Raw genomic sequence first — 12,709 nt, 5'->3', positions numbered from 1 at the left:
GTTCAGCTTCTCGCCTTTGGACGGTAAAGCGATTTTATCCACTCTGAGATAAAGCCAATGTCCTGCTGGATCAGGAGAAGCGCGGGCACCAGAAATAGCACGAGGAAAGTCGCGGCCATCAGGCCGAAGACGAGGGTAATCGCCATCGGGATCAGGAACTGGGCCTGCAGGCTCGTCTCGAAAAGAAGGGGTGTCAATCCGCCGATGGTCGTCAGGGAGGTCAGCAGGACAGCCCTGAGCCGGTCACATGTCCCGCCGATAACCGCGGAAGAATATTCTTCCCCCTTGGTGAGCCGCTCGTTAATCACACTGACAAGAATGATCGAATTATTGACCAGAATGCCCGACAGCCCCAGCAAGGCAATCAGCGAAAGGATCGTCAGGTTAAAGCCAAGCAGGTAATGACCAAGAATAGCGCCGACCAGACCGAAGGGAATAATCGACATCACAACAACAGGACGCCAGTAGGAGGAAAACACCCAGGCGAGGACAAGGTAAATTGCCGACAGTCCCACAATGGCGCCGAATTTCATGTCGGCTATGGTATCCGCCTGTTCTTCCGACTTTCCGGCGAAACGGTACCGGAGATCGTATTTCGCGGCGATCGCCTCCAGCCCACTTTCGGGCAATGCGCTCAGCACCTGATCCGAGGATGTCAGGTTCTCGTCTATTTCAGCCGTAATCGCGACTTCCCGCACGCCGTCTTCGCGCTTGATGCGGGCGAAGCCGACCTGGGTGCGTTCCGTCACCACCGCCGACAACGGTACTTCGACACCGGAGCTGCTTTTCAGATAGAAATCCTGCAGGGCTTCGGCGGCGACCTGGTCACGTGGAAGCTGGACCCGGATGGTCACTTCCTCATCGCCACGGGCAAATTTCCGCGCGATGACGCCTTCGAACCCGGCCCGTACCTGCGACGCAATATCTTCCGTCGTGAATCCGAGCGCGCGACCGCGCGGGGTCAATTCGAGAATGATTTCCTGCTTGCCGATGGGCAGGTCGTCCTCAATATCGGATACGCCGCGGAATTTCGTGAGGAGTGCCTTTACCTCCTCCGCCGCGTTCTTCAGCCCTTCGACATTGTTCCCCTTGAGACGGATATCGAGCTCCCGACCCGGCGGCCCGCCAATTCTTTCCGTCAGCGCGATGCGCTGCAGCCCCGGCATTTCCCTGATTTCCTGTCGCCAGGCGGCGATGAAATCCGCCGTGCGGACATCGCGAAGGTCCGCCGAGATGAGCTCCACCATCATGCCGCCGCGATTATCGCCAGAAACAGCGCTGAACTGGTCTCCCGTGCTGACGCCAACCTTGCCAAGCGCCATGACAATCAATCCGCCCTCGCCGTCCGTCAGGTCATTTTCCGCCTTGTACAACGCCCTCTCAAGTTCCTTGACCATGGCTTCCGTCCCGCTTCGCGCACTGCCCGGCGCGAAGACGACATTTGCATTCACGACATTGGCCTCCGGGGACGGAAAGAAGGTAAATCCAACCCGTCCGCCAAGCATGAATCCGACCGAAATGATCAGCATGGCGAAAGCCGCGGCAAGGGTCGCATACCGCCAGTTCACCGTCGCTTCAACGACGCGGCGGAAGAGATGCGTCTGGAAATAGAAGAATTTCGCATCGAACCATTCGCGCAGCCGGCTGGTTCGGGCGCCCTGGGCGCGGAGCGCCTGGCGCATATGGCCGGGCAGGATCAGAAAACATTCGATCAGGCTTGCGATCAGGACCGAGACGACGACCGCCGGAATGGCGCGGATTATCTGGCCGATGACGTCTCCGATCAGAAAGATCGGAAGGAAGGCCGCAATGGTGGTCAGGCTGGACGCGAACACCGGCGCCAGCATCCGAAGCGCGCCCCGCTCCGCCGCTTCCGCCGCGGACAATCCTGTCGATCGCAGATGGGAGGCATGCTCCCCGACGACGATGGCGTCATCGACGATAATCCCGAGCGACATGATGATAGCGAACAGGCTGATCATATTGATCGATTGTCCGGTTACCAGCATGACGCCCGCCGTTGCAAGGATCGCCACGGGAATACCGGCGGCCACCCAGAAGGCCACGCGGACATTGAGAAAGATGAAGAGGACGATCAGCACCAACACCAGTCCGCTTGCCCCGTTCGTCAGGAGCAGACGGATGCGGTCCTCGATCAGACTGGCCTGTACGTCATATTGCTTGATTTCCAGCTCTGGCGGCCACCGGGCCTTCTCGCGTTCAAAATAATCGGAGACAATCTTCGCCGCCTTGAGGGCATCGGTCGACTGGGCGCGCTGAATGCTGATCTCAATGGCTTTGTCGCCCTTATGCCACCCGGTCTGCCCCTTCTCCGCGAACTGGTCGCGGACATTGGCGATGTCACGGAGGTATATTTTCTGGCCATCATCAAAGGATTTAATCTCGAGCGCCCCAAGCGATTTCGCGTTTGCTTTCTGCTCAAGCGAGCGGAGCTGCCGCTCGAAACTGCCGGACACGGTGCCGAGCGGGACATCCTGAGAATTATTGCGGATGATCGTCGCGATATCGGTAAGACTGAGATTAAGCCGGCGAAGGTCGCGTTTTTCAACATCGACCCAGATTTCCTCATCGCGAGCGCCGAAGAGGGTGATTTTGTCGATGCCGAGATCAAGCAGGTCATCACGGATGGTTTTTGCGTATTTTTTGAGCGCCTCTTCCGAATATGGCCCCGAGACAGACAGACGGGCGATCGGATCATATAAGACGATTCGATTTATAATGGGTGTTTCGGTGGTATCGGGAAAGGTGGTGATCTGCGCGATACCCTGCTCGACTTCGGAGAGGGCCGCCTGCATGTCCGTACCAGGCTCGAATTCGACGACGACAATGCTGCTCCCTTCAACGGAGTAGGAGGTCACGCGTTTTACCCCGTTCAGGAAGCGGACCTCCGGGAGGATTGCCGTCGTGATGTTGCTGTCGACATCCTCGGCGCTTGCCCCGGGCCAGACAATCGTCGTCGTGATGACCTCGGTGCCGAAGTCAGGGAAGAATTGGGTATTCAGGCGGAAAATCGAGGCGACGCCGATGACGATCATCATGATCATCATGATCATCAGAAGATTGGCCGCATTCTCATGACGGACGAACATTTTGACGAAGCGCGTCAAGTCCATCAACGCACCTCGACTTTAAGGTTCGGACCGATTTCAGGAAGCCGGGTCGTCACAACGAGATCGCCGTCGGAAATATCGCCACGAAGTAATATTTCATCACCATTCCGGGCGACGATCTCCACCTTCCGCGGCTGCAACCTTCCCTCTTCGACAACGTAAACGGTGTCGCCATTAAAAAGGCTGCTGTCCGAAAGCCTCGCGGCGTTCGGATATCGATTGCCGGACAGTACCACTTCGACAAACGCGCCCGGGCGCAAAAAGGGGGTATATTCGCTGGGCTCCAGCACCGCAAATACTTCAACGCCCCCGGTATCGGAACTAATCTCGGGGCTGAGTCGCGCGACCCGGCCGCTGAAGGCCAGCTCGGCATCACCGGACTGCCAGGTGACGGTAATCGGCCGTCCGATAATGCCGGCATTACTGCCAAGCAACAGGCCATACTGGCTGTCGGAAAGTAAGAACCGTGCCTCCATCTGCGTGGCGTCAATCAGGCGGGCGACCTTGTCGCTTGCGCCGATATTCTTTCCGAACTCGGCATTGACGTCCGTGACATATCCCCGGAACGGCGCGCGGAGGCTGGTGTTTTTCAGATTCCTCTCCGCCCGGAGAACACCAACCTCGAGACGGTCGATAACCGCGCGCTGCTGACCGATCCGCGCTTTCAGAATTTCGAGCTGCGCCTCGCGAAGTTCGACAGTCTGCCGTTGCCGGCTGAGCGCGGAGCGCGCATCGTCCAGGGATTTCACCGAAATATTGCCGCGCTTGGCGAGACTTTCCGCTCGCTCGACGTTGCGGACTTCCCGTTCCAGCACTTCACGCTCCCGGTTGAGCGCCGCTATCTCCGAGTCCTGGGTCGCAACCAGTTCGTTGAGCCGGGATCTCGCCTCCAGAAGCGATGCCTTGTTCTCGTTGAGGCTTGCCTCGAACTCGAAGGGATCGACGCGCACAAGAAGATCGCCTTTTTCAAGAAGCCCGCCTTCGCGGAAATTTTCGCCAACCTCGATCACCTCTCCGCCGACAAGCGAGCGTAACTCGACATCGCGAACGGCTTTGAGCGATCCGAAGAGATTGAGGTCAACCGATTGATCTTTTATTTCGACCGGCACCGCGGCGACGGTCCAGACCCTTTCTTCGACAACCTCGGGCTCGACTACCGGCTTGGTCGCAATGAGATAGGCGGCTAGCCCGGCGCCGGCCCCCAGAATGAGGAGCGGCGACAGTATTTTCAGGACGAGCCTCACGCTACGACCCCTTTCTGACAAAATCGATATATTCCCCGAGATCGAGGGAGCAGAGAATCATGTCTGTCATCGAATTCTTTATTTTCCTGATTTCTTCGGGGCCGATTGTCTGCCATCCAAGCCGGACCTTCACAATTTCCTCGTTGAGCGCATATTGCAAACAAAGGGCAAGGACCGATGTCGCCTCCAGCCTGACACGTTCGCTTGTGGGCGACTCCCCGGAAATCCGCGCGATCAGAATGCCAAGAAGGTCATGAATGATATTGATATGCCCGTCCATGATAATCTGAAAACACTCGGTCGGCATCTCGATTTCCCGCTTGATCAGGCGCATGCGCCAGCGCGTGACCGGCGAAATTGCACTGTCGATCAGCCGGGAAATAAAAAGTGCCAGGATATCCGCATAAGCCTTGCGGTCATCCCCCGCGTCGGCAAGCTGGTGCTCAAGTACCAGCGCCAGATTCACGCGCACCGGCTTCATGTCCCGCACGATCTTCTCGAATATTGCGCGGTAGAGACCCTCCTTGCTCTCGAAATGATAGGAGATCGCAGAAAGATTTACGTCGGCGGCGGCGGCGATTTCGCGGGTCGAGACAGAATCAAAGGGCCGGTCGGCGAACAGCCGCCCCGCTGCTTCTATCATCCGGTCGGAAGCGGATAGCTTTGTCTCTGACATCTTATTAGGTCAATCGTTTGAACTTTGACAAACTACGGCAAAGTCTCATCCTCGGCAAGCGCCAAAACCAGACCTTTGACCTCCGCCCGAAAAGCCCCGGACGGATGGGCCGCGGGTAGTGGCCCTAGCGCAAATAGGCGCCCATAAAGGTCCGGATATTCTTCTCCATTTCCGGATCGAACGCCCGCATCAGGGCTTCGACCTGTGTGAAATACATCTTTTCGCGCTGATTGAGCGTTATTCCTTCCGGCACCGATTTGCTGCGCGTCGCTTCGGCGGTGACAAAGGCGGAGGAGCCGGAAATCTCGGTGATCTTTAACTCGACCAAAAGATGGAATTCATATAGCTCCGACTGGTCCTTCGTGATGATGCCCTTTAGGCCGGTTTCCTTTTGCAGGCCCTTTTCGACTGCGCTGGCATCCTTGATGGTGACGGTCGCGACGGCACTGCTGTTTCCGGTCGTGCGAAGACGGTCCCTGACCCAGTTACGCACCGACTGATCGATCGACACCGGCAGTTCATGTTCGACATGCGGCAGCTTCAACGGCGGCTTGAATTCATCAATGATCTTGATTTCGCCGACATTCAGATACAGCGGGTTGAGATGCTGAAAGGTAATTTCCGGATAAACCGGATTGGGCGGAGCCTTCGCACAACCGAAGAGAGCCGTGGTCATCAATAGGGTAACGATTGCCAGAAAACGCGGGATGCCTGCCATTTTACTCTCGCCTTTACAAAGGATGAAACCGGCTTCACTCTATTACGGTCTGTGGGCGGAATTCAACCCTCTGTTTAGCGGCAGGCCAGCGGCGCTGTTAGAGAATATCGTCGATCGGGATCTCGTATTTGCTTGAGCAGAACTGGCAATCGGCCACGATAACGCCGTCCTTCGCCATATCCCGCAAATCCTCGCCGCCAAAGGTTTTCAGGGTATTCACAAGTCGCTCCGCGCTGCAACTGCAGTTATCAAGGAGTTCCTGCGGATCGTAGAGCCACACGCCCTCTTCATGGAAAATCTTGTATAAAAGCTCCGGTGACTTGAGGATCGGGCTGGTGAGTTCTTCCGGCGTCACTGTTGCCGCGAGGGCTTTGGCATTGCGCCAATTTTCCTCTTCGAGCTCCTGCGTAAACTCCTTCGCGTTTTCATCCGGGAGCCGCTGGATCATAAATCCACCGGCGCGCCATTTTCCATCGATCTTGTCGACGGCAACACGCAGGAGAGTGTCGATCTGTTCTGACTTGTCGAAATAATTCTCCATGCAGTCGGCCAGGCTGTCCCCTTCCAGATCGACGATGCCCTGATACCGCTTGCGCTCCGATCCGGCGTCAATTGTAAACGCGATGTAGCCGGTGCCGAGATAGGATTTGACCGCCGACTGGCCCGCAGCCGCGACAACCTCGCCCAGCTTGTTTTCATCGAAGGACGCGTAGCCACGCATGTTGCCCGGCGTCGTCATGTCGGCGGCAATCATACTGATGGCGCCGTCGCCTTTGGTCTGTACGGTGAAGATGCCGTCAAATTTAAGCGCGCCGCCCAGCATCGCGGCGAGCACCAGGCCTTCGCCAAGAAACCGTGCAACCGCATCCGGATAACCGTGGCGGCCGAGAATATCGTCAATGACACTGCCCAACCGCACGGTTCGGCCACGGACACCCGCCTTCGCCATTTGAAAAGGCTGGATCAGATTATCGACAATAATTTTTTGACCCGTATCGGCCATCGTATGTCTTTCGTTCGGTTACTAAAGGAGTCTCAGGCGCCAAGGCACCAGCGCAGCACCGCTTTTTGCGCATGCAGGCGGTTTTCGGCCTCGTCGAAGATGACGGACTGGGGGCCGTCCATTACCTCGGCCGTCGCCTCCTCCCCGCGATGGGCGGGAAGGCAATGCATAAAGATCGCATCGGACGCCGCGCGCGCCATCAATGCATCATCAACCTGATAGGGGGACAGGAGATTATGCCGGTTCGCTGCGTCATCCCCCATCGAAACCCAGGTATCGGCAACAATGCAATTTGCGTCGGCCGCCGCTTCCGCCGCGCTTTGCGTGACATGAACGTTGGCGCCCGCCTCCTTCGCCCAGGCGAGAGCAGCTGGGTCCGGCGAGAGTTCCTCCGGGCAGGCAACGCGGAATTCGAAACCGAACTGACCCGCCGCATGGATCCAGGACGTCACCATGTTATTGCCATCCCCGCACCAGGCAACCACCTTATCCTTGATGGGGCCGCGGTGCTCTTCAAACGTCATCACATCCGCCATCAGCTGGCAAGGGTGGCTGTTGTTGGTAAGCCCGTTGATCACCGGCACTGTCGCATTTTCCGCCAGTTCGAGCAGTTTCGCATGCTCATCGGTCCGGATCATGATCGCATCGACATAGCGCGAGAGAACCCGCGCCGTATCGGCGATCGTCTCGCCACGGCCAAGCTGCATGTCGTTGCTGTTGAGAACGATGGTATGCCCGCCGAGCTGGCGCATCGCCATATCGAAGGACACGCGCGTCCGGGTCGAGGGAAACTCGAAGATCGCCGCAAGCGTCAGTCCGGCAAGCGGCGCTTGCTTGTCCGTTGTCCCTTTCGGCAGGCCCGTGCGCGCCTTTTTCAGCGCGATGCCGTCGTCGATGATGGCACGCAGGTCGGATTTCGACAGCTGGTTCAGGTCCAGGAAATGGTGCGGCCTAGCCATTTTCAAGCTCCGTGCAAACGTCATCCAGAACAGCGATGAATTCCGAGATTTGCGCATCCTCGACAATCAGCGGCGGCAGCAGGCGAACAACGTTATCACCGCCTTTCGCCGTCAGAACCCCATGTTCCAGAAGCTTGGTGGCGACCAACGTGTTTTCCACCTTGCATTTCAGTCCGAGATGCAGCCCGATGCCACGGATCTCCTCCAGGATATCCGGGTGACGGTCGACGACACCGGTAAGACCCTGCTTGAGATGATTTCCCATCTCGACCACATGATCCAGGAACCCCTCTTCCGTCATCACATCGACCACCGCGCCCGCAACCGCCATGGCGAGAGGGTTGCCGCCATAGGTGGACCCGTGGCTGCCGACCGTCATCGTCTTCGCGACTTTCTCGACGGCAAGGCAGGCGCCCACAGGGAACCCGCCGCCGAGCGCCTTGGCGGAGGTCAGGATATCCGGCGTAATCCCCGCATGTTCATGCGCAAACAGTTTGCCCGTCCGTCCCATGCCGGTCTGGATCTCATCCAGCATCAGCAGCAGGCCATGCTCGTCGCAGAGCTTGCGAAGGGCCCGCAGGAATGCCGGCTCGACGACCTGTATGCCGCCTTCACCCAGCACCGGCTCGATCAGGACGGCTGCCGTTTCCTCGGTAATCGCCGCCTTGACCTTTTCAATATCCCCGACCGGAACATGATCGAATCCCTCAACGACGGGACCGAAGCCCGCCAGAAGTTTCTCCTGCCCGGCGGCGGCGATGGTCGCAAGCGTCCGCCCATGGAAGGAGTTTTCGAAGGCGATAATCCGGTATTTTTCCGGATGTCCGTTGGTGCTGAAATATTTCCGCACCATCTTGATCCCGCATTCGTTGGCCTCCGCGCCGGAGTTGCAGAAATAGACGGCATCGGCGAATGTCGCGGCAACCAGCTTTTTCGCAAGCTCTTCCTGCCCGGGAATCCGGAACAGGTTGGAGACATGCCAGACTTTTTTCGCCTGTTCGGTCAGCGCGCCCACCAGTTTCGGATGCGCATGGCCAAGGGCGCTCACCGCGATGCCGGCCGCGAAATCGAGGTATCGTCGGCCGTCATTCCCGTAGAGGTACATGCCCTCCCCTTTTTCAAAGGAAAGGTCTGCAGGAGCATAATTTGATAACAACGCAGGAATCATATGCTTTCTCCACGAAACAAAAGGACAACCGGCCAGTTTCCGCTGCCAGAAAGCGCGGAAGTATTGACAGGAGAGCGGTTCCTGTCAATCAATCTCTTGACCCTGATACAATATTTTAGGCTTTCAGGCGATATCCGCTTTTTATCAACGCCCAAACGCCGATGTAGAGGAGAATATCCAGCGCCGCAATCACACCGGCCCCCACCCAGATATTACTGTCCGACGTTCCGATAAAGCCGTAGCGGAAGCCGTCGATCATGAAGAAAAACGGGTTGAGATGGCTGATCTGGTACCAGACGCCGGTCAGCCGTTCAATGGAATAGAAGGTGCCGGAAAGAAAGGACAGCGGCATGATGATAAAGTTCGTCACTGCCGCCATGTGATCGAACTTCTCCGATATGATGCCGGCGATCATCCCGAGAAGGGAGAGCATCAGTCCGGCGCCGGTGACAAAGTACAGGATGGCAAGCCAGGAATGGACGGTGAAATCAATGAGTATCCACATGGACAGTCCGACCACCAGGGCGACCGCCGCGCCGCGCGCAAGGCCGGAGAGGACATAGGCGAGGGTGAGCTCCGCCGCGGATAGCGGCGGCATCAGGATGTCGACAATATTTCCCTGAATTTTGGATATCAGGATCGAAGACGAGGTATTGGCGAAGGCATTCTGGATGACGGCCATCATGATAAGGCCGGGCGCCAGGAAGTTCGCGTAGGAAACCTCACCCACATACCGCCCGCTGCCGCCAAAAGCCAGGGTGAATATGGCCAGGAAAAGGATCGTCGTCATCATCGGCGCCAGCACTGTTTGCAGCGGCACCTTCAGAAAACGGCGCACCTCCTTCCACAGGAGGGTCGTCATCCCCCGCCAGTTTACGAGGCCAATCATTGAGGCAAGATGTAACAACGCGCTCTGCCCGCGAACGCCACTTGAGGTTTCGGTTTGTATGGTCATGGGGCTTAAATATGCAATCGCTGACAGTCAGGCAAGCACTCAATTTGTTTCCCGCCGGTCCGCCGCGCCAAAGACTGGCGTTGTCCGTCGGACTACGCTAATAAAGAAGCGCAAGAAAGATCAGTTAAAAAACACCAATGGAGACACGCAAATAATGTCGGTTGAAATCTTTCATAATCCGCGGTGCAGCAAATCCCGCCAGACACTTGCCCTGTTGCAGGAAAACGGGGTCGACCCGGTGATCACGGAATATCTTGTTTCGCCCCCCAGCAAGGAACGGCTGACGGAAATCCTTGATCTTCTGAACATGAAACCGCGCGACCTGATGCGAAAAGGCGAAGCGGAATACAAGGAAAATAATCTTGGTGATCCGGCGCTTGGCGATGCCAAACTTATCCAGGCAATGGTCGATCATCCGAAACTGATTGAACGGCCCATTGTTTTCGCGAACGGCAAGGCACGCGTGGGACGCCCGCCGGAGTCCGTCCTGGACATTCTTTAAACGCAAGAACCGCCTATTCGCCGGATTTGTCGCCACTTCGCACGGATATGCAGATTCGGCCTTTTCATCGGCAACCACTATATATAGAATTGCCGACAATTCCCGCCTGCGTTTACCGGGCACGGGCGCATAAATAATAACAAACGAGGAGAATTCTTATGGCAGACGCCGTTATCGTATCCACCGCCAGAACCCCAATCGGTAAAGCCTATCGCGGGGCGTTCAATAATACCCATGGCGCCGATCTTGGCGGCCATGTCATCAAGCACGCCGTCGAACGGGCGGGCGTGGACCCTGCGGAAGTTGAGGACGTGATCTTCGGCGTCGCCAACCCGGAAGGCGCGACAGGCGGCAATATTGCCCGTCAGGCATTGTTGAGGGCCGGCCTGCCGATCACGACGTCCGGCACGACGGTCAACCGTTTCTGCTCCTCGGGTCTACAGACCATTTCCATGGCCGCACAGCGCGTGCTGGTCGACAAGGTTCCGGTCATGGTGGCGGGCGGCATGGACAGCATCAGCCTTGTCCAGAACGAGCATATGAACCGTTACCGGGCGCAGAATGAATGGCTTCTGGAAAATAAGCCGTCCATTTATGATCCGATGCTGAAAACCGCGGAGACGGTGGCAACGCGCTACGGCATCACGCGCGAGGCAATGGACGAATATAGCTACCAGAGCCAGATGCGCACCGCCGCCGGGCAGGAAGCCGGCCGGTTCGACAAGGAAATTGTTCCGATGACCACGATCAAGGTGATGGAGAACAAGGAAACTGGGGAAACCCTGCATGAGGAAGTGACCCTCACCCAGGACGAGGGCAACCGCCCGAGCACGACACTTGAAGGGCTGTCCAGCCTGAAGCCCGTGCTTGGCGAGGATTGTTTCATTACCGCAGGTAACGCGAGCCAGCTTTCCGACGGGGCGTCCGCCTGCGTCGTCATGGACAGCAAACTTGCCGAGCAGCGCAATATCGAGCCGCTCGGGACCTACCGCGGCCTGGTCGTCGCCGGCTGCGAGCCGGATGAAATGGGCATCGGCCCGGTCTTCGCCGTGCCGAAATTGCTGCAGCGCAACGGCCTCAAGATGGATGACATCGGTCTGTGGGAGCTGAACGAGGCCTTCGCCGTGCAGGTACTTTACTGCCGCGACAAGCTCGGCATCCCGAACGAGCTGCTGAACGTCGATGGTGGGGCAATCTCCATCGGTCATCCCTACGGGATGTCGGGTGCCCGTCTTGCCGGCCATGCCCTGATCGAGGGCAAACGTCGCGGCGCGAAATATGTCGTTGTCACGATGTGTATCGGCGGGGGTATGGGCGCTGCAGGACTGTTTGAAGTCAACTGATCCGCCGACATTCAAAAAGAAAACCCCGGAAATTTTCCGGGGTTTTTTTGTGGCTCAAAGAATTTTGACCGGCTTGTGGAATAGCCTTACCGTGTCGGAATGGGCTCATCCCCCGTGTAATCGTAAAAGCCACGGCCAGATTTCCGGCCAAGCCAGCCCGCCTCGACATATTTAACGAGAAGCGGACAGGGGCGGTATTTGGTATCGGCCAGTCCCTCATAGAGAACCTGCATGATGGCAAGGCAGACATCGAGGCCGATGAAATCCGCGAGTTGGAGCGGCCCCATCGGATGGTTGGCGCCAAGACGCATTGCCGTATCGATCGCGCGAACGGACCCGACGCCTTCGTACAGCGTGTAGATCGCCTCATTGATCATCGGCAACAGGATGCGATTGACGATGAAGGCGGGAAAATCCTCTGCTGGCGTCGGTGTTTTATGAAGCCGGACCGCCAGTTCCCGGATGGTCTCGAAAGTTTCCTCATTCGTTGCGATCCCGCGGATAAGCTCGACCAGCTGCATCACCGGAACCGGGTTCATGAAATGCATGCCGATGAACTTCTCCGGCCGGTCCGTAATCGCGGCAAGGCGCGTCACGGAGATCGAGGAGGTGTTGGTGGCAATAATCGCTTCCGGTTTCAGTTTCGGGCCGAGAGCAGAGAGAATGGACTTCTTTATCTCTTCATTCTCGGTCGCCGCCTCAATCACCAGATCGACTTCCGCAAGATGGGCATCGTCGGTTACGGGATTGATATGAGCCAATGCCTTGGTGATATCCCCTTCAGAGAGCGCCCCGCGGCCGACTTGCCGCCGCAGGTTATGCTCAATCGTCTCCAAGGCTTTATCAAGCTGTTCCTTGGAGATATCCTTCAGGAAAACATCGATATCGGCAATCGCCAGAACATGGGCAATACCATTGCCCATCTGGCCGGCGCCAATCACACTTACTTTTTTTATCATTGCCTCATTCCAAGCATAAAGTTGAGCGCGATTAAACCGCCGAAAATCTGA

The 12,709-nt window shown here is 57.3% G+C and carries 11 protein-coding genes; 2 read left to right on the top strand and 9 right to left on the bottom strand.

What is annotated here, in order from left to right; genetic code table 11:
• Positions 1-2: 2 nt before the first annotated feature.
• The 8 genes from GQF03_RS18305 to GQF03_RS18270 all read right to left on the bottom strand — a co-directional run bounded on the left by GQF03_RS18305 (position 3) and on the right by GQF03_RS18270 (position 9,854).
• Positions 3-3,134 (bottom strand): efflux RND transporter permease subunit, encoded by a 3,132-nt coding sequence (locus GQF03_RS18305; protein ID WP_161340738.1) that lies wholly within the window; start codon positions 3,132-3,134, stop codon positions 3-5.
• Positions 3,134-4,375, bottom strand: coding sequence for an efflux RND transporter periplasmic adaptor subunit (locus GQF03_RS18300; RefSeq protein WP_161340737.1), 1,242 nt, complete (start codon positions 4,373-4,375; stop codon positions 3,134-3,136). The genes GQF03_RS18305 and GQF03_RS18300 overlap by 1 nt, the downstream gene beginning before the upstream one ends.
• Position 4,376: 1 nt before the next feature.
• Positions 4,377-5,051, bottom strand: a complete 675-nt coding sequence (locus GQF03_RS18295; protein WP_161340736.1) for a CerR family C-terminal domain-containing protein — start codon at positions 5,049-5,051, stop codon at positions 4,377-4,379.
• A 124-nt stretch (positions 5,052-5,175) separates the two neighbouring features.
• Positions 5,176-5,769: a hypothetical protein gene (locus tag GQF03_RS18290; protein WP_161340735.1), complete on the bottom strand. Its 594-nt coding sequence runs from the start codon at positions 5,767-5,769 to the stop codon at positions 5,176-5,178.
• A 97-nt stretch (positions 5,770-5,866) separates the two neighbouring features.
• A complete protein-coding gene (gene hslO / locus GQF03_RS18285) occupies positions 5,867-6,772 on the bottom strand; it encodes an Hsp33 family molecular chaperone HslO (protein WP_161340734.1) in 906 nt (301 codons plus the stop codon).
• Between the two features lie 32 nt (positions 6,773-6,804).
• Entirely contained in the window at positions 6,805-7,731 is a 927-nt protein-coding gene (gene argF, locus GQF03_RS18280; protein WP_161340733.1) for an ornithine carbamoyltransferase, read from the bottom strand.
• The gene (locus tag GQF03_RS18275; RefSeq protein ID WP_161340732.1) at positions 7,724-8,899 is read right to left on the bottom strand and encodes an aspartate aminotransferase family protein; all 1,176 of its coding nucleotides are present in this window, start codon (positions 8,897-8,899) and stop codon (positions 7,724-7,726) included. Before GQF03_RS18275 ends, argF begins: the two co-directional genes overlap by 8 nt.
• A gap of 115 nt (positions 8,900-9,014) precedes the next feature.
• Entirely contained in the window at positions 9,015-9,854 is an 840-nt protein-coding gene (locus tag GQF03_RS18270) for an ABC transporter permease (protein ID WP_206375873.1), read from the bottom strand.
• Between the two features lie 154 nt (positions 9,855-10,008).
• Between GQF03_RS18270 and arsC the strand changes: the two genes are divergently transcribed.
• Both arsC and GQF03_RS18260 read left to right on the top strand, forming a co-directional pair.
• Entirely contained in the window at positions 10,009-10,356 is a 348-nt protein-coding gene (gene arsC / locus GQF03_RS18265; protein WP_161340731.1) for an arsenate reductase (glutaredoxin), read from the top strand.
• 158 nt (positions 10,357-10,514) lie between these two features.
• Positions 10,515-11,699: an acetyl-CoA C-acyltransferase gene (locus tag GQF03_RS18260; RefSeq protein ID WP_161340730.1), complete on the top strand. Its 1,185-nt coding sequence runs from the start codon at positions 10,515-10,517 to the stop codon at positions 11,697-11,699.
• A gap of 86 nt (positions 11,700-11,785) precedes the next feature.
• On the opposite strand, the gene GQF03_RS18255 is transcribed toward GQF03_RS18260, so the two are convergent.
• Positions 11,786-12,658, bottom strand: coding sequence for a 3-hydroxybutyryl-CoA dehydrogenase (locus GQF03_RS18255; RefSeq protein ID WP_161340729.1), 873 nt, complete (start codon positions 12,656-12,658; stop codon positions 11,786-11,788).
• Between the last annotated feature and the right edge of the window lie 51 nt (positions 12,659-12,709).

The organism is Sneathiella chungangensis (assembly GCF_009882935.1).
Lineage (GTDB): Bacteria > Pseudomonadota > Alphaproteobacteria > Sneathiellales > Sneathiellaceae > Sneathiella > Sneathiella chungangensis.
This window is presented reverse-complemented; position numbering and strand designations above follow the sequence as displayed.

Bases quoted from the DNA above. Each gene is read 5' to 3' on its own strand.
- GQF03_RS18305 (WP_161340738.1), bottom strand. From the start codon at position 3,134: ATGGACTTGACGCGCTTCGTCAAAATGTTCGTCCGTCATGAGAATGCG.
- GQF03_RS18295 (WP_161340736.1), bottom strand. From the start codon at position 5,051: ATGTCAGAGACAAAGCTATCCGCTTCCGACCGGATGATAGAAGCAGCG.
- GQF03_RS18290 (WP_161340735.1), bottom strand. From the start codon at position 5,769: ATGGCAGGCATCCCGCGTTTTCTGGCAATCGTTACCCTATTGATGACC.
- hslO (WP_161340734.1), bottom strand. From the start codon at position 6,772: ATGGCCGATACGGGTCAAAAAATTATTGTCGATAATCTGATCCAGCCT.
- argF (WP_161340733.1), bottom strand. From the start codon at position 7,731: ATGGCTAGGCCGCACCATTTCCTGGACCTGAACCAGCTGTCGAAATCC.
- GQF03_RS18275 (WP_161340732.1), bottom strand. From the start codon at position 8,899: ATGATTCCTGCGTTGTTATCAAATTATGCTCCTGCAGACCTTTCCTTT.
- GQF03_RS18270 (WP_206375873.1), bottom strand. From the start codon at position 9,854: ATGACCATACAAACCGAAACCTCAAGTGGCGTTCGCGGGCAGAGCGCG.
- arsC (WP_161340731.1), top strand. From the start codon at position 10,009: ATGTCGGTTGAAATCTTTCATAATCCGCGGTGCAGCAAATCCCGCCAG.
- GQF03_RS18260 (WP_161340730.1), top strand. From the start codon at position 10,515: ATGGCAGACGCCGTTATCGTATCCACCGCCAGAACCCCAATCGGTAAA.
- GQF03_RS18255 (WP_161340729.1), bottom strand. From the start codon at position 12,658: ATGATAAAAAAAGTAAGTGTGATTGGCGCCGGCCAGATGGGCAATGGT.